Source organism: Aminiphilus circumscriptus DSM 16581, assembly GCF_000526375.1.
Classification (GTDB): Bacteria; Synergistota; Synergistia; order Synergistales; family Aminiphilaceae; genus Aminiphilus; species Aminiphilus circumscriptus.
Window position 1 is genome coordinate 493758 of record NZ_JAFY01000007.1, and the last position, 23182, is coordinate 516939.

The 23182-nt window shown below is 61.3% G+C and carries 17 protein-coding genes; 10 read left to right on the forward strand and 7 right to left on the reverse strand.

Annotation, left to right across the window (positions count from 1 at the left end; genetic code table 11):
• Nucleotides 1-111 precede the first annotated feature (111 nt).
• Nucleotides 112-1257 carry an MGDG synthase family glycosyltransferase gene (locus K349_RS0113150; RefSeq protein ID WP_029166228.1) on the forward strand — a complete coding sequence of 382 codons (1146 nt, stop codon included), beginning with the start codon at nt 112-114 and terminating at the stop codon, nt 1255-1257.
• Here the strand turns inward: K349_RS0113150 and K349_RS0113155 are convergent.
• A complete protein-coding gene (locus K349_RS0113155) occupies nt 1231-2235 on the reverse strand; it encodes an EamA family transporter (protein WP_029166229.1) in 1005 nt (334 codons plus the stop codon). The two genes, K349_RS0113150 and K349_RS0113155, sit on opposite strands and share 27 nt — an antisense overlap.
• Before the next feature lie 467 nt (nt 2236-2702).
• Here K349_RS0113155 and K349_RS0113160 point away from each other — a divergent pair, with 467 nt between their 5' ends.
• A complete protein-coding gene (locus K349_RS0113160; RefSeq protein WP_034266134.1) occupies nt 2703-3851 on the forward strand; it encodes an HD-GYP domain-containing protein in 1149 nt (382 codons plus the stop codon).
• 35 nt (nt 3852-3886) lie between these two features.
• On the forward strand, nt 3887-4321 hold the full coding sequence (locus tag K349_RS18215; protein ID WP_029166231.1) for a translation initiation factor: 435 nt from the start codon (nt 3887-3889) through the stop codon (nt 4319-4321).
• A gap of 152 nt (nt 4322-4473) precedes the next feature.
• On the opposite strand, the gene K349_RS0113170 is transcribed toward K349_RS18215, so the two are convergent.
• The 3 genes from K349_RS0113170 to K349_RS0113185 all read right to left on the reverse strand — a co-directional run bounded on the left by K349_RS0113170 (nt 4474) and on the right by K349_RS0113185 (nt 8795).
• Nucleotides 4474-5568 (reverse strand): Ldh family oxidoreductase, encoded by a 1095-nt coding sequence (locus K349_RS0113170; RefSeq protein ID WP_029166232.1) that lies wholly within the window; start codon nt 5566-5568, stop codon nt 4474-4476.
• Between the two features lie 198 nt (nt 5569-5766).
• Nucleotides 5767-7188, reverse strand: coding sequence for a sodium:solute symporter family protein (locus K349_RS0113175; RefSeq protein WP_029166233.1), 1422 nt, complete (start codon nt 7186-7188; stop codon nt 5767-5769).
• A gap of 161 nt (nt 7189-7349) precedes the next feature.
• Nucleotides 7350-8795: an FAD-binding oxidoreductase gene (locus K349_RS0113185; protein WP_034265739.1), complete on the reverse strand. Its 1446-nt coding sequence runs from the start codon at nt 8793-8795 to the stop codon at nt 7350-7352.
• A 756-nt stretch (nt 8796-9551) separates the two neighbouring features.
• On the opposite strand from K349_RS0113185, the gene K349_RS18220 reads away from it, so the two are divergent.
• The 3 genes from K349_RS18220 to K349_RS0113205 all read left to right on the forward strand — a co-directional run bounded on the left by K349_RS18220 (nt 9552) and on the right by K349_RS0113205 (nt 13851).
• The gene (locus tag K349_RS18220) at nt 9552-11138 is read left to right on the forward strand and encodes an amidohydrolase (RefSeq protein ID WP_169731355.1); all 1587 of its coding nucleotides are present in this window, start codon (nt 9552-9554) and stop codon (nt 11136-11138) included.
• A 90-nt stretch (nt 11139-11228) separates the two neighbouring features.
• Nucleotides 11229-13592: a response regulator gene (locus K349_RS17275; protein WP_029166237.1), complete on the forward strand. Its 2364-nt coding sequence runs from the start codon at nt 11229-11231 to the stop codon at nt 13590-13592.
• 58 nt (nt 13593-13650) lie between these two features.
• Nucleotides 13651-13851, forward strand: a complete 201-nt coding sequence (locus K349_RS0113205) for a hypothetical protein (RefSeq protein WP_029166238.1) — start codon at nt 13651-13653, stop codon at nt 13849-13851.
• Here the strand turns inward: K349_RS0113205 and K349_RS0113210 are convergent.
• The gene (locus K349_RS0113210) at nt 13842-14681 is read right to left on the reverse strand and encodes an alpha/beta hydrolase (RefSeq protein ID WP_029166239.1); all 840 of its coding nucleotides are present in this window, start codon (nt 14679-14681) and stop codon (nt 13842-13844) included. The two genes, K349_RS0113205 and K349_RS0113210, sit on opposite strands and share 10 nt — an antisense overlap.
• Before the next feature lie 367 nt (nt 14682-15048).
• The gene (locus K349_RS0113215; RefSeq protein ID WP_029166240.1) at nt 15049-15807 is read right to left on the reverse strand and encodes a transporter substrate-binding domain-containing protein; all 759 of its coding nucleotides are present in this window, start codon (nt 15805-15807) and stop codon (nt 15049-15051) included.
• A gap of 181 nt (nt 15808-15988) precedes the next feature.
• Here K349_RS0113215 and K349_RS0113220 point away from each other — a divergent pair, with 181 nt between their 5' ends.
• The 3 genes from K349_RS0113220 (at nt 15989) to K349_RS0113240 (ending at nt 19316) form a co-directional block, all read left to right on the forward strand.
• The gene (locus K349_RS0113220) at nt 15989-16768 is read left to right on the forward strand and encodes an amino acid ABC transporter ATP-binding protein (protein WP_029166241.1); all 780 of its coding nucleotides are present in this window, start codon (nt 15989-15991) and stop codon (nt 16766-16768) included.
• Nucleotides 16765-17418, forward strand: a complete 654-nt coding sequence (locus tag K349_RS0113225) for an amino acid ABC transporter permease (protein ID WP_029166242.1) — start codon at nt 16765-16767, stop codon at nt 17416-17418. The genes K349_RS0113220 and K349_RS0113225 overlap by 4 nt, the downstream gene beginning before the upstream one ends.
• 749 nt (nt 17419-18167) lie before the next feature.
• The gene (locus tag K349_RS0113240) at nt 18168-19316 is read left to right on the forward strand and encodes an iron-containing alcohol dehydrogenase (protein WP_029166245.1); all 1149 of its coding nucleotides are present in this window, start codon (nt 18168-18170) and stop codon (nt 19314-19316) included.
• An 84-nt stretch (nt 19317-19400) separates the two neighbouring features.
• Here K349_RS0113240 and K349_RS0113245 read toward each other — a convergent pair whose 3' ends face one another.
• Nucleotides 19401-21965 carry a PAS domain-containing protein gene (locus K349_RS0113245; protein WP_034265742.1) on the reverse strand — a complete coding sequence of 855 codons (2565 nt, stop codon included), beginning with the start codon at nt 21963-21965 and terminating at the stop codon, nt 19401-19403.
• Nucleotides 21966-22295: 330 nt separating this feature from the next.
• Here K349_RS0113245 and panC point away from each other — a divergent pair, with 330 nt between their 5' ends.
• Complete coding sequence (gene panC, locus K349_RS0113250; protein WP_034266145.1) at nt 22296-23156, forward strand: pantoate--beta-alanine ligase; 861 nt, start codon at nt 22296-22298, stop codon at nt 23154-23156.
• Nucleotides 23157-23182: the final 26 nt, after the last annotated feature.

Below are 23182 nucleotides of genomic sequence, written 5' to 3' on the forward strand. Positions count from 1 at the left end.
CTCACGACCCTGATGGTGTTGTGCACCATTGCGGGAGCTGTTTTGATTCTTCCCGGAGCCCGGCGGCAGCACTGACGTTTGGGCGCCGGGATCTCTTTTGGAGGAAGGTCCATGAAACCCGTTCACTTGCTTCACGTGACGGCGGGAAACGGACACCGCATGGCCGCGAGGGCACTCCGGGAAGCTCTCGACGACAGGCGGATTCCCAACGTCGTTCTGGATCTCATTGATTTTTCCAACGACCTGTTCAAGTGGTCCTACAGCGATGTCTACAAGTTTATCAGCGAACACGCTCACTTGGCCTGTAAAATCATGTATGAACTCACGGATCAGGATCGGGACAAGAGTCTCATGCTCCGTTTCGTGGAGCGGATCAGCCTGGAGAACGTGAAGCGTTTTCTCGGCTATGTCCGGGAGAACGAGCCCGAGATCTGCGTGTGCACGCACTTCTTCCCGGCAAATGTGCTCTCCCGCATGAAGGAAGAAGGGCTCTACCTGGGGCGGATCTACACGGTGGTCACCGATTTCGCTCTGCACAGGATGTGGATGAGTCCCGGCGTGGACCGCTATTTCGCAGCCAGCCCCATCGTCGTCGAGGATCTGTGCGGGCTTGGTGTTCCACGAGAGCGCATTTCCCTGACGGGCATTCCCGTCCTCAAAAAATACCGGGAAGCCCGGGAGCGCGCCGCTGCGTCGCGGCAGCTCCGCCGCGACGCAGGTTCCCCCCTCTCGATTCTCTTCGTGACGAGCGGCATCTCCGATTCCCTGGCGTTGAACATCCTTGACGACCTCCGCCGGTTGGGAACGCCCGCGGATGTCACTGTCGTGGCGGGGAGGAACAGGGACCTCATGGGGAGACTCGAAGGATACCGTCCCCGAGAGGGGTGTTCGTTCCGTGCGTTCGGTTTCGTGGAGAATCTGGAGGAGTATCTGGCGGAGGCGGATCTTCTCGTCACGAAGCCCGGAGGGCTTACAGTGAGTGAAGCCCTGAGCGTCGGGGTCCCCATGATCCTCGTCAGCCCGATTCCCTACCAGGAAGTCTACAATGCCACGTATCTCGAGCGATGTGGCGCGGGCGTTCTCGCCGCCACGTCCGAGGACGTGATGCGCCTTCTGACCGACCTGGTCCGGGAGGAGGGGCGTCTCGACCGCATGCGGGAAAAGGCGCTCGAAGCGGGCTTTCCCGGGGCGTCGGACGCGGTCATCTCGGAGATTCTTCGGGACGCGACGTCATCCGGCGGCGTTCCCCTCTTCTGACGAGACCGCGGCGAGAGGTGCCGCGACGACCTCGTCCGCATCCGGGGGACTTTCCTTGCGCGTTCGAGCGGTGGTGATGAGCACCACCGAAAGGATGATCGCTCCGGCGGCGATGAGCATCGTTCCCGTGATGCTCTCGCCTGCGAGGAGCCAGCCGAGAAAGAGCGCCACCAGAGGATTCACGAAGGTGTGTGTGGCGACGCGGGAGGCTTTCTCCACTTTCATCAGCCAGAGAAAGGCGGTGAAGGCCACGAGGGAGCCGAAGATCACGAGGTAGAGCAGCGCCCAGAGAGATTTCGCCGTCATTGCCTCAGGACGAACCCGGAAGGCTTCTCCCGCGAGAAAGCCGATGGCGGAAAGCGACACGCCTCCGGCGAGCATTTCCATCGCGATGCCCAGAAGATCCGACGTGGCGATCCGGGCCTTTCGGGAGTAGAGGGAGCCGAAGGTCCAGCACACGGTGCTTCCCAGAATGACTGCCATGCCGAGAAGCAGGTCTCCGTCTCCGGAAGCCGCCGAAGTCCCGCCGCCCTCGGAAAGGACGAGGGCGATGGTGCCGGCGAAGCCGAGGAGAAGCCCCAGGCTTTCGATCTTTCCCGGACGCCCGGATTTGAAGATGAGCCAGTCGAACAGGACGAACCACAGAGGTTCCACGGTGATAATGAGCGCCGTCAGCCCCGAGGGGACCACCTGTTCCGCCCACATCACTCCTCCGTATCCACCGACGAGCATGATCCCTCCCACCTTGAAGGCCTGTTTCCAGCCGTGCCGTGTCGGTCTCTCGGGGGTCCTGGTGAGCGCGAACAGGTAAAGAAGTCCTCCAGCGGCGAGAAAGCGGACGCCTCCTCCCAGGAAGGGGGGGATGGTCTCCACGGCGAAACGGATGGCCAGATAGGTGGAGCCCCAGATAAGATAGATGGCCGCATAGGCGGCGAGGAGAAGGGGTAGAGGGGGACGTCGGGTCGTTGCGGATGTCATGGAAGTTCCTCCTCTATCGGGGAAAATCATAGGAAACCCTGATCAAGTAGGAATCGCCCTCTCTCGATTTTCGATCGCATCGCGTTTTCCCGAGGGCGACGTGGTGTTTTTTCAGAGCTTCCCATATGTATGTATCCTACATCGTTTGCTCCCGCACCTCTAGTGCCGCGGAATTCCTCTCGACATCCGCCAAGCCCGCCGGAAAAAATCTCGTCCATGCACCCGGAAGGTGCTTGTCCGCTTTTTGTCGCTCGGGCAGGCTCGGAAACAGTCCATCGGCCCATGGTACTCCTGCGGCATTGTAGACTTTCTCCGAGGCGCGCCGAAAAAACCAACGCTTACCGTGTTTGCGAAGGATGCAGCAATGCGATATGCTTGCGGGCAAAAGACGCGGGGGAGCATTCCTGCGCCTTCCCATCAGGCCGGCTTTCCGTCACCAGGAGCGGGCTTGCGCGGAGGTGAAGGTCGTGAAAGAACGAAATACCTATGCCAAAACGGTTCCTGTAGAGGAGATGTTCCGCTATCCCGAGGCGGTGCTCGTGAACGATATCGTCTCTCCCGAGGACGGCATTCTCATCGTCTCCCGAGGACGCCCCCTGAAGAATTTCGCCAGAAAGGCGGAGATTATCACGGGAGCACTGCGTTCCTGGGGCGTCCGGGAGATCAAGCTCGAATTCGAAGCCCAGGTCACCGTGGAGGAGATGACCACGCTCCTCGATCACATCGATCCGTCGGTGCGCCAGATCGACCGGGAAGTGAGCGGCAAGGTCTTGGATCGCCTCTCCGGCGTGCATCGGGCGCTCTCGGGAAACGATGCCAAGACCTTTCCCCGGGAGGAGATCGAGGATGCGGGACGCATGCTCAGCGAGGAGATTCACAAATCTTCTCAGGTGCTTCTCTCCCTCGGCGTCGCCCACGACGCGGACGAGTACACCTATGTCCATTCGCTGAACGTGGGGCTTCTCGCGGGCTATCTGGCGAAATGCGTTCAGCGCTCCAGGGGGCTGGCCTACGACATCACGAAGACCGCTGTCACGACGGGACTTCTCCACGACATCGGAAAGGCGAGGATTCCCCGGGAGATTCTGAACAAGCCGGAGCGCCTCACCGACGAAGAGTTCGATCTCGTCAAGACCCACGCGGAGCTGAGCTTCACTCTCGCGAAGGAATCCGGTGTCGAGGATTCCCTTGTGCTCTCGGGCATTCTGAGTCATCACGAACGCTGGGACGGGTCGGGTTACCCCCAGGGGCTGAAGGGGGAAAAGATCCCCCTTCTCGCACGGCTCGTCGGTGTCGCCGACGTCTTCGACGCCCTCACCACGAAGCGGGTCTACAAGGAGCCCGTATCGGCCAAAAAGGCGCTGAGCATCATTCTGGCGAACAGCGGAACCGGATTCGATCCCGGGATCTGCAACGTTCTGCTCTCCGGCGTGGGCATCTATCCGCCCAGCACGGTGGTGGAACTCTCCGACGGCACCGTGGGGACCGTGGCGCTCACGGGCGATGGAAATCTTCTGCAGCCGAAGGTGCTGGTGAAAGAGAGCGGAGGGAATTGCCGCATCGTCGATCTTCAGGCGGCCGGTCTCTACATCGCCAGATGCCTCGACCTGTCCTGAGCCGGACGCGGAAGCAACGCAGGAGGGAGACAGCCATGTCGAAGAGAACGGACAAATCTTCTGCCGGTCATGACGAACCCCTTCCGAATCCCTTTGCTCTCGCCTTCGGCGAGCCGGGCGGTTCCCGGACCGACCCTCCGGGGGAGGACGCCTCCTGTACCGCCGATGGCGCGGTTTCTTCGAAAAACGGCGTGTCCTCCGTCCGCGGTGACGAGGGCGGGTTTTCCGATCTGAGCACCCTCCCCAGAGTTGTCCTTCGCCGGGAGCGGAAGGGGCGGGGAGGTAAGACCGTGACCGTGGTCGAGGGAGTTCCCGTTCCTCTCGCGGAAGGGCTCGCCTGTGCGCTCCGAAAGGGGTTGGGATGCGGATCCAGGGTCGAGGAGGGAGTGGTCGTGCTTCAGGGGGATCAGGTGGAGCGGAGTGCCGCGTGGTTTACCGCCCGGGGCGTGAAAAAGGTCATCCGGGGGTGATACCGCCGACGTGTTCCGGAGGCTGAAAGGGCGGTTCTTTTCCACGCTGGTCGGACACTCCAGGGGGAGCGCGGAAAGATGCCCCGGGCATGCGCGAAAGACGTCTCCGCGCCGGGATCCCGCCGCGAACTCCCGGCGCGGAAAACGATTTTTCAGGAAAGGAAGCGAGGCGGTGTCAGTCCGTAACGCTCCGCGTACGTGCCGAGCAGGGTTTCCGTCGCGTCGTCCAGCTCGAATCCCTCGGCGAGTGCCTTGGCCCGGCGTTCCGTCTCCTTCTCCCCGTGGATGTAGATCCGATCCTGTCCCTCCACCCGTTTTCCCCTTCGGATTTCCTCGAGAATGCCTCCCACGTGTTCCGCGATGCTGTCCCCGTTTCCGAAGAGGTCCAGCCGGAAGGCACCGAAGAAATGGGTGATGCAGGCTCCCTGGTCGTTGAAGGTGTGGGCGCTCCAGGTGCCCATGGAGAGCCCTGAGCAGAGGAGTTCCACCAGAAGCGCCAGCCCGTATCCCTTGTGGCCTCCCAGTTCCTCCCCCTCGCCGCCGAGCAGCAGATGTCCCCCAAGCATGTCTTCTCCCTCTTGCCGGAAGAGATTCACCACGGCGGTGGCGTCGGTGGTACCCTTCCCCTCGGCGTCCACGGCCCACCCCAGAGGCATGGGTTTGTTTCTGCGGTGGCAGACCTCGACCTTGCCGTGAGCCACCACGGTGGTGGCCATGTCGAGCAGGAAGCAGGGCCTTCCCTTTCCGGCGGGGATGGCCACGGCGATGGGGTTCGTCCCGAGGACGTGCTGTTTCCCAAAAGTGGCGATGGCACAGGGTCTCGTGTTCGTGAAAGCCATGCCCACCATGTTGCGCTCCGCCGCCATTTCCGCCCAGAGCCCGGCCATCCCGTAGTGGTTGGAGTTGCGCACGGCGCAGAAGCAGGTCCCCGTCGCCTCGGCCTTCCGGAGCACGTGTTGCATGGAAAAGTCCGCCACGTAGGCTCCGATTCCCTGATTTCCGTCCACCACGAGCGAAACCGGTGTTTCGTGCACGATGACCGGTTCCGCGTCGAGCTTTGCGTGTCCTCCCCGGAGATTGGCCTCGTAGAAGGCGAGCCTCGCCACGCCGTGGGATGCGACGCCCCGGGCGTCCGCCTCCACCAGGATGCGGGCGGTGAGCTCTGCCCTCTCCTCGGAGTAGCCGAAGGCCCTGAGGACCTCCCGGGTATACTGCAGCAGTTCTTTGTAGGTGATGCGAACACTCATGGACTACATCTCGCTTTCTGTCGTCGATTCGGATCGGGTCCATTCAGGATGGTAGCGTCTTTCCGGGTTTTCCGCAAAGCCTTCTCCCGGATCCCGGCGGGGGCGTACCGCATGCCGCCCCGGAGGTGTGCGGGCGGTTCCCGCTGGCCCCCCGGGGCGGCGTTCGGAAGAGCGACTTCGTTCGGGTCGGTTTCGCCGTTAGGCCGTCTCGGATACGAGAAGGCTCTTGGCGGGTTCCTTGCCGAGGACCGCGCAGAGGAGGAACACGGCGAGACAGACGGGCCATTCGAGGTAGGCCAGGTGGGGAACCACCCGGATGGCGGGAACGAAGGTCCATGCGAGCCACACGAGAATGGAGGCCGAAATGGTCCAGAAGCCCGCAATGCGCTTGCAGAGACCAGGCGTGTAGATGCCGGCGAGAATGAGCAGCGTGAAGGAGGCGGTGATGGCCAGCGCGGTGGTGATGGTGACGAGAATGCCCCGGACCGTGAGGGCCATGAGGAAGGTGCAGATGCTCACGGCGAGGACGACCATGCGGGAGACGAACACTTCCCGATCGGGGGCGATCGTTCCCGGGAAGAAGCGTTTCCAGATGTCCTCCACGATCAGCGTGGAGCTTCCGAGAAGGAGTCCCACCGCGGTGGAGATGTCCGCCGCCCAGAGAGAGGCGAGGAAGAGTCCTCCCACGAGAGGGCTGATGTGTGCCGCGATGGAGGGAAGGGCGAGGGCCGGTTTTTCGAGGCCCGGGAACTGGGACGCGGCGATGATGCCGAAGAGAGCGCAGAGGAAGCCCGCGGGGAGAATGAGAATGCCGCCGAGAATGAAGCCGTTGCGGGCGGTCTTTTCGTCCTTGGCGGCGAAGGCGATCTGGTTGATGGCCTGGACGGAGAAGCCCTGGGTGATCATGACCACCATCCAGGCGGTGACTACCGCGGTGCCGACGCCGGAGGTCCAGTCGAACCAGGGTTTGCCCGCGGGGAGCGCGGCGATGATGGTGTCCCATCCGCCGAAGGAGGCGCTGCTGCCGTGAAGTGCGGCGAAGATGCCCACGTAGATGACGATGACGTTGACCACGTTGGTGAGCCCTCCGGCCCAGTAGCCGCCGACCACGGTGATGAAGATGAAGATGAGGGCCGAGGCGAACATACCCGTCTGGAAGGTGAAGATGTCCGGCAGGAGGGCCGTGAGGATTGCTCCGCCCGCCACGTACTGCAGGGCCGTGATGACCATGAGGATGAGGAGCTGGGCGATCACGCCGACGGTGCGCGCTCCCTGCCCGAACATGCGCCCCATCATTTCCGGAACGGTTCTGACGTTCATCTTCCGGAAATGTTTTGCCGCGAAGAGCCCCGCGAGGATACCCGCGGCTCCCCAGGCCGCGTTATACCAGCCGGCGGAAAGGCCGCGCACGTAGGCGTTTTCCGCGACGCCCACGGTGGAGGCACCGCCGATGGCAAGGCCGGTCAGCATGGCCGCCACGAGAGGAGTGGGGAGGTGTCGTCCCGCCAGGAGATAGTCCAGCGCACCGCCCTTGCCGCTTCGCTGGATCCGCGTGGCGATCCAGGATATGAATGAAAGAAGAATGACGTAGCCTACGAGAATGGTCAACTGCACGCTCATCTTGAAACCTCCCGCTCTCTTCTCGAACTTGGAATCCTTTTCACTTCTCTTCCTCGAAAAAACGACGGTTGTCGCAGCCTCGGAAGAGAACCCCGTTTCCCGCACCGCGGAGGACTTTTGAACGGTGTTGCTCCGCATACTCCGCTCGACTCGCCTTTTTTCTACACGTCGGGCACGATCTTTCCCGGATTGAGGATGTTGTTGGGATCGAACGCCTGTTTCACGCGACGGATCAGTGCGATCTGGGCCGTATCCATCACCTCCTCCATGTATTTCCTCCGTTTCAGGCCGATGCCGTGTTCTCCCGACAGGGTCCCTCCAAGGCGGCGCACCGTGCGGTAAAGGTCGCGGAGTGCCCGGTCCATCACCTCGTGCCAGTCCGAACGGGGTTTTCGGATGACGAAGTTGACGTGCATGTTTCCGTCTCCGATGTGGCCGAAATTGATTCCCTCCACGCCGTGCGTCTCCGTGATGCGCGTCGCCTCGCGCATCAGCTCCGGAACCGCGCTCGTGGGAACCACCACATCCTCCAGGGCGCTCTGGACGAATCCCGCCACCATGGCCTCGCCGACGGCCTTCCTGGCCTTCCAGAGCTTGTCCCGCACGTTCCGGTTGTCTGCCACGAAGACCTCCATCGCACCGTGGCGGAAGCAGAGTTCTCCGATGCGCTCGTATTCGTCCGCGAGTGTTTCGGGGTCGTTGCCCTCGAGCTGGATGATGAGATGGGCTCCCGCATTACCGTGGGGAAGACGGGTACTGAGATAGTCCTCCACGAGACGGATGGCGCTGCGGTCCAGAAACTCGATGGAGGCGGGGATGACCTTTCCCTCGATCATGATCCGTGGGACGAAAGCGACCGCCGTGTCGGTGTCGGGAAAGGGAACGAGAAGATCCACTACTTTCGTCGGCAGGGGAAGGAGGCGGAGGATGATCTTCGTGATGATCCCGAGGGTTCCCTCGGAACCGGCGAGGAGATGGACGAAGTCGTAGCCTGTCACGTCCTTGCGGCGTTTGCCGCCGAACCAGGTGACGGAACCGTCGGCGAGAACCACTTCGAGGGCCAGCACCGAGGCTCCCGTGGAGCCGTACTTCACCACCTTGTTGCCTCCGGCGTTCTCCGCCACGTTGCCTCCGATGAAAGAGGCATCACCGCTGCAGGGATCTCCCGCGTAGAGAAGCCCCGCAGTGCGGGCGGCCTTCGTGATCTCCGCGGTCACCACCCCGGGTTCGACCGTGATGGTGAGGTTGTCCTCGTCCAGCTCCAGGATGCGATTCATCTTCTCCGTGGAGAGGACGATGCCTCCGTGCAGGGGAATGGCGCCTCCCGAGAGCCCCGTGCCGGCTCCCCGGGGTGTCACGGGAATGCGCAGGCGATTTGCGAGGGCGAGCAGGGCCGCAATCTGCTCCGTCGTCTCGGGAAAAACCACTACGTCGGAGAGAAATGTGTTCTCCCAATGTCCCCTCGGTACCTGGTCGAAGGAGTAGGTTTGCCGTTTCTCCGGATCCAGGGAGACGTTCTTCTCGCCGAGGATTCCCCTGATCTCCTCCAGCACCTCTTCGGTGAGTTGTCCGTAGGCTCTTTTTTCGGAAATGTGTTCTGTGGACATCACGTCGTCTCCTTCTTCTTCCGTGTGGTGTGGGGCCGAGAAAAAAGGAAGGCCGGGAGCCCTTTCCTTCGGGCTACCCGGCCTGAGTTTCGTTCGGCACGTCCGCCTTTGCACCGACCGTTTCAGGTGGGAGCCCTCAGGTGGCGTACCAAAAGTAAAAATAAAAAGACGCGTTTCCTTGTCCTGCGGAAAGACGAAACACGTACACAACCCCTCTCTTGTACGGTGCAGAAATGATCAACATTTATGGTGCTGAAATTTATCAAAAAATCGCGAGAAAGTCAATGCCGGTTTTTTTGCTTGTTACGAGACAGTGATAATGTCACCCCTGGAACGGGATAGGGAAAATGTCCTCGGTCACGCGCAGCGTGGTTTTTCTCTGGAACAAAGTACAGAGTAGAAGCGGTTGTTGTCTCAATCCGGCAGAGGTGGACAAAACGGCAGTTCCGGACAGCGCTGCGAAAGGAGAGAGAATGGTGGGGGAAGGGCCGGTTCGTCCCTGTGAATGGAAAGGAGCGGCTGCTTCCTGTTTCTGAAGAAGGCGAGCACAACCACGGTTCCGGAGGAGATTTTGAGAGGAGATGCAAAGGGGGATGAGGGCTTCGAAAAGAGCGTGTCTCTCGCCATGGCCTTTTTTGCGGAAGTGCTTGCGGTGCTGCCTCTTTTGAGGCACCATGGAGCGTAAAGAAGAACATATTTCTTCCGAAAATGCCGCACAAGTCTTTCAAAAACAGCGACGGAGAGGGAGGAAGAACGATGCGCGCTTTACGGATCCGGGGAGGAAGACTATGGACCGGCGAGGCCGGATGCCCCCGGGCGGAGGAGATGCTCGTCCTCGGGGAGAGAATTGTTGCGGTGGGTACCACCGATGAGATCGAGCGACATCCCTCCGCGAGGGATGCGCGTTCCCTCGACCTGTCGGGGGAGTCGGTCGTCCCGGGAATAACCGACGGGCACCTGCACTTGAACATGTACGCCAAACAACGCTTCGCCCTCGATCTCGAGGATGCGGTTTCGTTGAGAGATCTTCTGGAGCGGATCAGGAACGCCGCCGCCACCTGTCCCCCCGACAGGTGGATCTACGGAGTGAAGTTCAACAACGCCCGGTGGAACGATCCCCGCATGCCGAATCGTTGGGACTTGGACGGCCTCGGACTTTCCCAGCCCGTGGTGTTGCAGCGGATATGCACCCACGTGAACGTGGCGAACGGCAGGGCTCTTCTGCGGGGCGGGCTCATCGGCTCTCCGGAGAGCGACCACGATGGCGTCCTGCTCGAGGAAGCGGCCTTTCCCCTCCTGGAGACCATGAAGGCGGAGCTCTTCGGCGGCGGGCGCATGGAGGAACTCCTGGGCGACGCTTGCAGGGAACTCGCGAGCTATGGCGTCACCTCTATCCATCCCTGCGGCGCGGACTACTACGGCATGGAAGAGGGACTTGACCTCTATCAGGGACTCTTCCGAAAGAACAAGCTCCCCGTGCGGGTCTTCTCCTATCACGACAAGTTTCCCGTGCCTCCTCTGCGGAGCGGCTTCGGCGACGGATGGGTCACCTTTCAGGGGTACAAGCTCTATCTCGACGGTACCATCGGCGCCCGCACGGCGGCGCTCTCCGAGCCTTACGCGGACGATCCGGACAACAGAGGGCTTCTGAACCACAGCCTGGAACATCTCATCGGGCTGCTTCGGGAGGCTCGGGCTCGGGGATTGCAGACCCTGATCCACACCATTGGGGACGCCGCTCTGGACCAGGCCCTGGATGCTCTGGCGGCGGTGGAATCCGCTTCGTGGCCCCCTCTACCTTATCCCTACCGCATCAACCATCTTCAGGTGTGTCGTCCGGATCAGGTGGCGCGCCTCGCCGCGCTGCCCGTCTTCGGGGACGTGCAACCCTCCTTCGTACCGAGTGATCTGGGCATTGCTCCCCTCCGTCTCGGTCTTGTCCGGGTAAATTGGAGCTATGCCTGGCGCACGCTCCTGGAGGCGGGAATTCCGCTTTCCGCATCCAGCGACAGCCCGGTGGAATCCCTGAATCCCTGGCGAGGCGTCTGGGCTGCGGTGAACCGCACCGACGACGCGGGCAATCCCGAGGGTGGTTTCCTGCCGGACCAGAAGCTTGGTCTGGACCAGACGCTCCACATGTTCACCACCACCCCTGCCCGGGCGGTCGGTCGCGAAAAGGACCTGGGGCGGCTCGCGCCGGGGTGCCTGGCGGATTTTGCCGTTCTCGAGGACGATCTCTTCGCCATGCCTCAGGAAGAGCTTCTGCACGTCAAGGTCCGTTTCACCTTTGCGGGAGGAGCGTGTACCTGGGGTGATCTCGATGGTTGGGAACGGATCGGGTGATTCCTTCGGAGCGTCGCCGCATTTGATGTGATCCCGTCCGAGGGTGCGGTGAGGAGTGCCCGGAGAGGCTTTCCCGGGGAGGAATGAAGCATGTCCGAAAGAAGAACTTCTCCGAGGTGGAGACGGGTATCCCATCTGAGGGAGCGGGTCCGGAGGCTCGAAAAGGAGCGGAAGGCCGTTCTCAACGTTCTCGGAGCGGCCACGAGGATCACGGACTACTCTATGATCGTGGACAGGGAGGGCGGTGCGGAGGCGGTACTCTCCGAGGCGGTCTCGCGGATCCGAGCGCTTCTGCCTCTTAGGGCCGTCGCCTTTTTCCTTTTCGCCGAGGGTGGTTCGGAGATCGTTTGTGCCTTTGCGGATCCTCCGGACGCGATGACCTTTCTGGAACGGGAAAAGGAATGTCTCATCGAGAACCGTACCTTCGCCTGGCTCGTGGACCGGAGGAAGCCGCTCATCGTGGCCGCCGAGGACGGCAAAACTCTCCTGCTCCTTTCCGCCGTCTCGGCGGCGAACCGTACCATGGGTGTTTTCATGGGCGTTCTGGAAGCGATGCCGGAAGAGGCGCTGGACATGTCCCTCGCGTTTTTTTTAGGAGTGCTCAACAGTACGGCAAGCGTACTGCAAAACCTGGAGCTGTACCAAATGGTCCGGAACTTGAACGAGGAACTTCGGAGAAAGATCGACAATCTCGAATGCTCCGAAGCGGCACTTTCGGAGTATCGGGACCAGCTTGAGATGCGAGTGACGGAGCGGACTGAAGATCTTGCCCGGGCGAACCGAGTGCTTCTCCAGGAAATCGCGGAGCGTAAGCGCGCGGAGGCGCTGGCGAGACGTCTCGCCTCCGAGGCGGAGGCGGCGAATCGGGCGAAGGACGAATTTCTGGCGAACATGTCCCACGAAATCCGCACTCCCATGAACGGTATCATTGGGATGGCGGAACTGGTGCTCATGTCCGAACTCGATGTGGAGCAGCGCGATCAGATCGAGACCATTCGGGAATCCGCCGCTTCCCTCCAGGAGATTCTGAACGATATTCTCGACCTGTCGAAGATCGAGGCGGGAAAGATGGAACTCCACCGTTTTCCCTTCGATTTTTCCGTCCTTGTCGAAGGGGTTGGACAGCTCTTCTCCGCGAAAGCGGAGGAGAAGCGCCTCGGCCTCTTCGTCTTCTTCGATCCCGCTGCGCCACGCCGTGTTCAGGGAGATCCGGGACGTATCCGCCAAGTACTGGTCAATCTGCTCGGAAACGCCATCAAGTTCACTGAAAAAGGGTACGTGTTCCTCCATGTGAGCTGTCCGGAGCGGAGCGAGGGACACGGCGTGTTCCGTCTCACCGTTTCCGACACGGGCATCGGCATGTCCATGGAGGCGCAGCGTCACGTCTTCGAAAAATTTATTCAGGGAGACTCCTCTGCCTCGAAAAGCCACTCCGGCACTGGGCTCGGACTGTCGATCAGCCGAAATCTCGTGGAGCAGATGGGAGGAACCATCTTCGTGTCGAGCCGGGAGAGGGAGGGGAGTGTCTTCACAGTGCTCCTTCCCCTCCCTCTGGATGAAAGGAGCGACGACGCGAAGAAAGAAACGCCGGAACTCCTCGGAAAGCGGGCGCTCGTGGTGCGCCCCGATTTCCTCGGTGTGTTCGTCCTGGAGGAGTATCTGCGATGGTGGGGAATGTCCTGTGAAAGTGCGTTCTCGGCGGATGAGGCGAGCGCGGCTCTCCGGGAGGCGGAGAAGAAGGGGCTTCCCGTCGACGTGCTCGTGGTGGACCAGGACATCCCCCCTTCGGGAGGCGACGCGCTGGTGAGGGCACTTCAGGAGACTGCACTCTCTGCGCCTCCTGCGGTGATCCTGCTCGCCTCCATGGCCTACAAAATCCGGATGACCCGGGAGCAGGAGAACACCCGGGTCTGTCTCGTCAAACCCGTTCGTTCCTCCCTGCTCCACAGCACTCTGGTACGGCTTTTGCGAAACAGAGCCGATACAGAGAGCGGTGGAAGTGCGGAACGAAGCGGAGGCCATCGGAGAAGGCGCCGGAGTGCCCTTCCTCCCGTTCCGGAACTCAAGGCCAGGGTGCTTCTCGTGGAGGACAACCGGGTAAACCAGGCGGTTGCCCAGGGAATGCTCCGGAAAATGGGGTGCGAGGTGACGGTCGCGGCGAATGGGGTCGAAGCGCTGGAGCGGTTCGAGAAGGAGTTCTTCGACCTGGTGTTCATGGATTGTTCCATGCCCGTCATGGACGGCTACCAGGCGACCCGGGAGATGCGCCGCCGCCAGGGAGCAGCGATGCACACCCCCATCGTAGCCGTGACCGCCAACGCCATGGAAGACGACCGTAATCGCTGTCTTGCCGCCGGAATGGACGATTATCTGGCCAAACCGTTCACATTCGCGGCGCTCCGCGAGCTTCTGGAGCGGACTCTCTTTCGGGTCCGCACGGAGCGGAAGGAGTGACGCCGCTCTCCGAGGAAGTTTCTTTCCCTGCGAGCACCGCCGTGAGGAGGAATTTTCGATGAATGCTCTGGAGTTTCTTCCCCTGTTCGCGGAACTCATCGGCAGTATCGCCTCCACGCCCGTTCCCTTGGGAGCCTTCGGGCGCATCGACACCAACGGGGAACGGGCGGGATACGTCATTTCCGTCGTGGTGGACGAAGGGCGTCTCCGGGATATTCACCCCCTCGACACGGGGGAGAGTTTCAACATCTACGTTTGAGGCGGAAGGCGCAGTTCCGGAGAGAGCGTGTCCCGAAGCGCCGTGACGACAGCGCACATGTGCCGGATCGGTTCCTGGGACGGGACGCCTCGGAGCGTGCGGAAGGAGTGGTCGCACCCATCGAGGACTAGAAAGCGTCTGTTCTCGCCCTCGCAGTGCACCAGGTTCGCGAGCCTCCGGCAGGATTCCTCGGGGAACGTGGCATCCTCGCTGCCGTAGAACACCGTGAGATGCTGCACCCGTGTCCTCCGGGCGGCTTCGTGCAGGTTTTCCTGGGCGAAGAGCGAGTCCAGAATGGGAAGTTTCCGGCTTTCCTGCGCCTCGGGCCTGAGGGCGTCGCCGCTTCCGGAGACAAAGAGGCATGGAGTGCCGGAGACGTCCGGTTTCGGAAGCTCCCCGCAGCCGGGGACGTGCGGCGGAGTGCTTCCCAGAAGAAACAGCGATTCGATTCCTCCGAGGGAAAATCCCCAGGGCCAGAGGGGGCGTTCGGGAAAACACGTCCGCACGTAGCGGAAGGCGGCGAAGATGTCCCACAGGTCCTGGGAGAAGGTTTTGCCCCGAAAAGCCTCTTTGGCCCAACTGTCGCGGTCTTCCCCGAAGGTATCCCGGTCCCGGCGCAGGCGGCTTGTTTCCACGAGACAGGAGGCGATGCGCTGTTTCAGGAGGAGCCGGGCTATGTCCCCGTACTTGTTTCCCTCGGTCATGTCGGCGCACCCGTGGACGCCGTGGAACAGAAGGACGAGCGGCCCCGGATAATCCGTCCCGACGAGATGCAGCAGGACCTTTTCGTCTCCGAAGGAACCTCGGATGGACACTCTTTCCACATTCATGAAAGACCCTCCTCGTGATGGGAGAATGGCGGAATCCGTGCGGAAAACCTTCCCGCACAGTCCGTTGCGTCGAAAGAACTTCCCGCGGGGCATTCTTTTCCGCCCCTTCAGGGCGGGTGCCTTCTTCCCAGTAGTGCTCCGCCGGAACCCCGGAGTTGTGTTTCGAAGACCACAATACCACTCCGCCTTGCGGAGAGGCAATGCGGCGGAAGGAAGAATGCCTCGCGGCATCCGGCTGAGGCGTGATCCCTGCGGGTGTCGCGGAGGAGGATGGAGGCGAGACGACGACAAGCCCCGGGCGAATACCCGGGGCTTGTCGTCGGAAGGCCCAAAAGATCCGTCGGAGAACAAGAGCGAAATGTCGGGGTCAGTACTGCATCCACTTGTCCCGAAGTTCCTGGAGCTTGCCCGTGTCGTCCATCTCCTTCAGCGCCTTGTTGAGTCCCTCCAGGAATGCCGTCTCGTCGAGGCGCGTCGCCAGAGCTTTCCCTGTTCCGGTGATCTCCTGGTCGAAGGCGAGCTGCACTTGTCCCGCGAAATCCTTCTGATCGACGAACTTCACCGCCACGGGGCGGTCCATAAGGGTGGCGTCCACGCGACCGAGGGCCACTTCACGGACGCAGTCGTCGAACTTTTGGAAACGCTTCACCTCGACGCCCTCGATGGTTCCGGCATAGGTGTCCTGAACTGTCCCCAGCTGTGCGGCGACGGTTTTGCCCTTCAAATCCTCCAGGCTCTTGATGTCCTCCCGTCCGGCCTTGACGATGAAGGTGCTCAGGGAGATCTCGTAGGGAGTGGTGAAGGCAACCCGCTTGGCGCGCTCTTCCGTGGCGCTCATGCCTGCGGCGATGAGGTCGATCTTGCCCGAAAGGAGGGCGGGAATGAGACTGTCGAAGGGCATGTCCACCCACTCCACCTTTTTGCCGAGCTTCTCCGCGAGGGCATGAGTGAGGTCGATGTCGAATCCCTGGAGATTGTTGTCCTTGTCCCTGAATTCATAGGGTGGATAGGTGCTCTCCGTTCCGACGAGGATCGTCTCCTTCTCGAGGATCGCCGCCGCCGCCGGGCCGAAAGCGAAGAGGAACACCAATGCCGTGGTCAATACGACTGCGAGACTTTTTTTCATGTTCTTTTCCCTCCTCAATGATATGGTCGTACCTTGCGGAAATCGAAACGCGAGACGGAAACACGAAGACGCCCTGCTATACAAGAGTTGCGCGAAAAGCAAAAAAATGCACTCTCTGGCATGATTCGGCACATCATAATAAGATGTGGACGTTGTTCTGTCAAAGGGGAGGAATGGTTTCATGGTGGCCGCCGTCGAGGTGAAGGGACTGCACAAGTCCTTCGGTACCCTGACCGTGCTTCAGGGAGTCGATCTGCGCATCGAGGAGAAGGAAGTGGTGTCCGTCATCGGGCCCAGCGGCTCGGGAAAGAGTACGCTGGCCCGCTGCATCTGCTGTCTGGAGGAGATACAGCAGGGGGAGGTCCGCCTCCACGGAGAACGCGTGGATGGAGGGCGTCTCCGGAACAAGGCCATGGCGCATCTCGTGGGGATGATCTTTCAGCAGTTTAACCTCTGGCCGCATCTCACTGCCCTGGAGAACGTCTGTCTCGCCCCCGTCCGGGTGCTCGGGCTCGCTCCCGAAGCAGCACGGGAAAGAGGATCGGCGCTCCTGGAACGGGTTGGCCTCGGGGACAAGCTCGGTGCCCGTCCGGCCCAACTCTCGGGAGGGCAGCAGCAGCGGGTGGCCATCGCCAGGGCCCTCGCGATGGAACCCAGGATCATGCTCTTCGACGAGCCCACGAGTGCCCTTGACCCAGAACTCGTCGGGGAAGTTCTCGAGGTCATGACCGATCTCGCCGCGTCGGGGATGACCATGCTGATCATCACCCATGAAATGCTCTTCGCCCGGGAGGTCTCCCACCGGGTTATCTTCATGGCCGATGGAAACATCGTCGAGGAGGGGACTCCGGAAGCGCTCTTCCTGAACCCCCGCATGCCGCGCACGAAGAGCTTTCTTCACCGCATGTCCGCGCATTTCGGCACCGCCCTCGTGGCGGAGGAAGGAAGAGGGCGGCGATGACTCTCGACTTCTCGGTTCTGGTACCCTACGGGCACATGTTCGTCCAGGGCTTGCTCGTCACCGTGAAAGCCTCACTCTTGGGACTCTCCATGGGAGTCGTCATCGGCGTCCTCGTGGGAGCGCTCCGGGTCGTCCCGATCCTCCCCCTGAGAGCTTTGGCGGCGACCTACATCTATGTTATACGGGGAACACCCCTGCTGATTCAGCTCTTTCTCATCTATTTCGGCCTGCCCTCCCTCGGCGTCAACCTTCCCGCCTTCGTGGCGGGGATCATCGGCATCGGCATCAACTCCGGAGGCTACGTGGGAGAGATCGTCCGGGGAGGGATCGAGGGCGTTCCCAAGGGACATTGGGAGGCCGCTCGGGTCCTCGGCCTTTCCTACGGGCAGACCATGCGGTGCATCATTCTGCCTCAGGCGGTGCGGAACATGCTCCCCGCCTTCGGAAATGAGTTCGTCACTCTCATCAAGGAATCCTCCCTGCTCTCAACCCTGGCTATTACGGAGCTGACCATGGTGGGACAGCAGGTCCGGAGCGTGACCTACGCCTCCTTCGAAACCTTTCTGCTAGTGGGGGGCATCTATCTCCTGCTCACGAGCGTCGCCGGAGGAGCGCTGCAGCTCCTGGAAAAGCGATGGCAGGTGCGGTGAATTGAGTTGGACTGAAAAGGCGCCTGCCTCCGGGGACGGGTCCTCTTCGGGTTGCCGGAAGGGTGCATGGAAGAGCGGACGGGGAAGCGTTCCGTGAAGAAAGGGCACAATCTGGTTTTTCGAGCGGACGCCGTCGGCGGAACGGTTCTTCAATGCGGCTTAAAATTCCCGGATCCGCTGGATTTTCTTGAACAGGGGCACATGGATGCGGATTTCGCGAGAAATTTTTTCAAACGCTCGCCTCTCGGACGGTTTTGAAACAACATGTGTTCTTCTTTTCCGTCGCTCCCCTGCGGGAGGGAGTGTTTGTGGCTCATCACGGTTTTGAAACGACACGCGCTCTTCCTCCCTCGTCACACGGGAGGCCTTTTTCCGAATCCTCCTGGGGAGTTGGGCGATTTTCGGCATTCTTGTCCTGGCCGGGAGAGCGTTTTGGCCTTCGGTGTGCTCCGGGTCGTCGTCGGTCCCGACCGGGGCGTCTTTGAGGAGGCGTCAGGAGGATGGAAAAACGAAACCTCCGTTGCTTGCATCCTCGGAACCGCTCTGGAAGACTTCTCGTATCGGGCGCGAAGGCGTAATGGAAAGAGAAGGAAGCTCTGAATAAAGACCTTTCGCTTTCCCTTGACTCGGGTCGCATCAGGCTCCGCGAGGCGCCCTGCGGGGCTGACGCAGCCTTATTTAGAGATTCCAGAATACGGCGGAAGAGCCGCATATTTGTCGTCCTGTGTTTCGAGAAAGGAGGAAGAACCATGCCGGGAAGCTATTATCTTCCTGCGGTGAACCTCATCGATTTCGGTGCCGTCGCCAAGGTGGGGAGCTGGATCCGTACGCTTGGCGGGAGCAGGGTTCTCATCGCCGCCGCCGCGGCCCATCCCGGGGAGGAGCACGCTGCCCTCGCGGCGGAACACCTAGGCAGGGAGGGAATCGCCTCGGTGCCCTTCGTGAAGGTTTTGCCCAATCCGACGGACGTGCTCGTGGAGGAAGGAGCCGCGCTCTACCGAGCCGAGAGGTGCGATGCGCTGGTGGCCATCGGGGGCGGAAGCGCCATGGATTGCACCAAGGCCATCGGTGCCGTGGTGACCAACGGAGGGGCCATCCGGGACTACGAGGGTACCAATCGGCTTCGGATCGCCCTGCCTCCCTTTGTGGCCATCAACACCACCGCGGGAACCGGAAGCGAAATCACCCGCTTCGCCGTCATCACCGACACGGAGCGCCACGTGAAGATGACCCTGGCGGACTGGCGCCTTACCCCGGACGTGTCCATCAACGATCCGGAACTGATGCTCTCCATGCCCCCTGGCTTGACTGCCGCCACGGGTATGGATGCGCTCTCCCACGCGGTGGAATCCCTCGTGTCCCTCAACGCCTCGCCTCTCACGGAGGCGCTCTCTCTGAAGGCGGCACGGCTCGTCTTCGACTTCCTCCCTCGGGCGGTGCGGGATGGAGGCGACCGCGAGGCGAGGGAGATGATGACCCACGCGGCCTTTCTCGCCGGAGCGGCGTTCAACAACTCGGGGCTCGGGCTGGTGCACGCCATGTCTCATCCCCTGGGAGCGAAGTACAATCTTCCTCACGGTGTCCTCAACGCCCTGCTCCTTCCTCACGTGGAACGCTATAATGCCGTGACCTGCTTCGAGAAGTTTTCCCTTCTGGGAGAACATCTGGGCATCGTGCGCTCCTGGCATTCTCCAGGGGAGAATGCGGAGACGACGCTCCAGGCCATGGGGCGGCTCGCGGAGGACGTGGGTATTCCCGCGTCGCTGGCGCGTCTCGGGGTGAAGAGCGAGGATCTCGGGGAACTCGCACGCCAGGCGGAGCAGGAGGAGATTGGGCGCACCAATCCCAGAAAGGCGAGCGTCGAAACGATTCGGGAACTTTACAGGGCGGCTATGTAGCGGAGAGTCTTTTCCGTTGCGACCCATCGAAAAAAAGACGAAGAACACCACGCCCCCTGTCCCGGCCCTTTTCCCGTCTGTCGGCTACAGGGGGCTTTTTGTGGAGTTTCCTTTGGAGGTGCGTACGAAGGTCAGGCGGGCAACGCACCCTTCGGCATTCAGGAAGGTTATCGTTCCGTCGAGCTGCCGGGCAAGGGCATGGACGATACGCAATCCGAGGGATTGCTCCTTTTCCGTCAGAACGGTCTCCGACAGACCCACTCCGTTGTCGGCGACTTCGAGGACGAGGAAGTTCTCCCGTTCCTCGCGCAGGGTGATCTTCACCTCGGGTTTTCGCTCGTGTCCCGGAGGAAAGGCGTGGCGGATTGCGTTCGTCAACAATTCGGTGAGGATGAGACCGCAGCAGATCGCCTGGTCCAGATCGACGAGCAGCGTCTCGGGAATGGCGAGGACGAAGCGGAGTTCGTGTCCGACCTTGCCATAGAGACTTCTGATGTGGAGGACTAGGTCTGCCGTGTACGCGGCCATGAGGATCGTCGAGAAAGATTCCTGTTTGTAGAGATGCTCGTGAATGAGGGCCATGGAGCGGATTCTCGTGAGTGTCTCCGTGAGATGTTCCCGGGCGAAGGGATCACGGACCTCCTGGAGTTGAAGGGACAGGAGGCTGGAGATGATCTGGAGGTTGTTCTTCACCCGGTGATGGACCTCCCGGAGAAGCACCTCCTTTTCGCGCAGAGAATGTTGCAGCCGCGCCTCCATCTCCTTCCTGTCCGTGATGTCGAGCTGAATGCCCGCCACGCGGCGGGGCATGTTTCCGCCTTTCGTTCCTCCATTGTCAATTGCCCGTCCCCGGTTGAGCATCCAGCGCCAGGAACCGTCCTTTGCACGGAGGCGCGCTTCCGTCTCGATGCGATTCGTTCCTGCCGCGAGGAGCATCTCCTGGGCGTGACGGAGGCGGGGGAGGTCCTTCTCGTGAACGAGCGCGAGAAAATCTTCCGTGGTGGATGGTGTCTCGGAGGAAGGATAGCCGAGCATGGATGTCCATCGGCTGTCCGGATGGAATGTTCCCTGTTCGGGTTCCCATTCCCAGACACCTATCTGGGCTGCGTCGAGGACGAATTCGAGGCGTTCCATCGCTTCCCGGAGGGCAAGTTCCGCCTGCTTGCGGGGCGTGACATCCACGAGGACGCCCGCAAAACGCAGCGCTCTCCCACGGTCGTTCCGCTCGACCACCTTACCCTTCCAGAGCATCCACTGCCAGGAACCGCTCCGGGAACGCATACGGCATTCCATGTCGAAGAAGTCCGTGTCGCCTGCCACGCAGCGGTTCAGGGTGTCGTCGAAGCGAGCCCCGTCCTCGTCGTGGAGGAGTGCGCGCCACGCCGAAAAGGACGAGGAACGATCTTCCGGTGTGTAGTCCAACGTGCTACATCCCCGGAAGCTTATGTCGATCTTGCCCGATGCGGCATCCCAGTCCCATACTCCCACGTCCGCGCCTTCGAGAGCCATGTGGAGGCGATCTTCCGCCGTGCGGAGGGCAGCGGTTCGGAGCAGCACCAGGGACTCGGCGTGTTCCTTTCGGGAAAGCGAGAGGAAGAGAACGGAGCCGAAGAGTACGGTGAGAAGCATGCCGAGGGGAGGAATCCAGAGATATCCGAGAGGCAGGTTGTCCGCCATGTAGTGCCCCTCGGTGCGGATTTTCACGGCCCATTGGCGGTCGCCGAGGGGAAACTCCCGGAGTATTTGGAGGTTTTCCGACAGTACGACGGCGTTTCCAGAATCCTCCAGACGCGGTTTCCAAAAGGCGAGCGTCTGTTGTTCCGAGGGTGCGGAGAGATCAATAACCCAGGTGGAGAGGCCGATGGGTTTCGTCGCGGTGATGACCGTCGCGAGCACGTCGTAGGGCGCGAGAATTCCTCCCACGAAGCCGAGAAGTTCTCTCGTTTCCGCGTCGTCGTTTCCATGACGACGGTTCCGAAAAACCGGTTCCAGGCCGAAAACCAGGAACTGTTCCGGCGCGTCCCCTTCGGAGGAAAAACGTCCCGAGACGGCGAGGCGTTCGCCTTCCCAGGCGCGTTCCAGAGCTCCCTGCACGGTGGGAATCGTGAGAAGATCCGTGTTCTGCAGGCGAGAAAGCTCGGGCTCGGCCTTGAGGTACAAAACGGGGCAGGTGAGCACACGAGAAGAGGCGGAGTCCGGAGCGCCCGCGGCATCCTCACCCCAATCGCGAATTTTAATGGAATGAACGTCCTGTTCGGGAAGGATGGTGCGTCGTTCCTGCCGGTCCGGCAGTGGAGAAACCACGAGAGGAGCCCAGAAGAACCCCCGGAGACCGTTGCGGTCGTGCAGCACTGGGGTGGTGAACGTGCTGAATTCCTCGGGGGTGACGACGTCGGATCCTTCGAAGAAGCGCTGCAGCGCGCTGATTTCGAGAAGCCGTTCCCGGAGGTTGTCCGCGACGGCGGTGGCACGGAGTGCCGCGTCCCGCTCGAAACGTTCCCGGAAAAGCGCATGAGAGCGTTCTCTCTGGGAGACGGCGATCCAGCCGGTACACAGGAGCCCCAGGAGGACGCAGAGGAGAACTCCGTATCGGGAGGCCCGAGACGAAGAGAGGCGAGAGAAGACATTCGGGATGCGAAGAGCCTTCATGGCCATACCCCCGTTTCTTTGGAGAGCCTTTCCCGGAAATCGGCAAAAATGCCTTCGCACGACGAGGAAATCCCTTTCACGTCGGAGTTCTTTCGACGGCGGATGTCGTTTCACCTTCTCCATCGTATCGGTGCTGCAAAATGCCTGAGAAGTGCAGTAAGAGTTTACGTGTTGTCTTCATCGAAGGCAATGGGCTCTCTCAACACTTCCATGGATGCTGATGCCGTATGTTTTAGAAGCCATTATGGAAAATGCGGTCGCCTTATGATACCGTAGCGAAACGGAAGCCTTTCCACGGTTTCCCGAGTTCGTGCAGGGACGGTGATGCGCATGCGACGTGTAACGGAACGTTCGGTCTTGCGGGAGGAACTCCGCCGCCTCCGGAGCGGTGGAACGCTGGGACTTGTTCCCACCATGGGATATCTTCACGAGGGGCATCTTTCCCTGGTGCGGCGATGCAGGATAGAGAACACCTTCACGGTCGTCTCCATTTTCGTGAATCCCACACAGTTCGGTCCCCAGGAGGATCTCGCCAGGTATCCTCGGAGCCTCGACAGGGATCTCCGTCTTCTGGAGGCGGAGGGCGCCGATTTGGTCTTTGCTCCGGAGCCGGAGGAGATGTACGCACAGGACGCCTCTACCTGGGTCGAGGAGACGTCTCTGAGTCGGGGTCTCTGCGGTGCTTCACGCCCCGGGCATTTCCGGGGCGTCTGTACGGTGGTGCTCAAACTTTTCAACCTCGTTCAGCCGGATCGGGCGTACTTCGGCCAGAAGGATTTTCAGCAGGTTCAGGTGATCCGCCGCATGGTGCGCGACTTGGATGTCCCCGTGGAGATCGTCTCCTGCCCTATTGTCCGCGAGCCCGACGGCCTCGCGATGAGCAGCCGCAACGTCTACCTTTCGGAAACGCAGCGCGGTTCCGCCCTTCGTCTGAGCCGGGCTCTCGAAAGGGCGCGGTTTCTCTTCGACCAGGGAGAACGGCGGGCGGACAGACTGCTCGGAGACGTGCGAGCCTTTCTGTTGGAGGATCCCGCCGTGGCGGTGGAGTACGCCGAGTTGCGGGACGCGGTGACCCTGGAACCCGTAGAGGCGGCGGACGCCCCGGTGGTGCTCGCCCTTGCCGCCCGAATTGGAAATACCAGGCTCATCGACAACACGGTGCTCTCCCATGTGCCCGAATCAGGATCGTAATGGGCGGGGAGAGTCCGTTTCCGAAG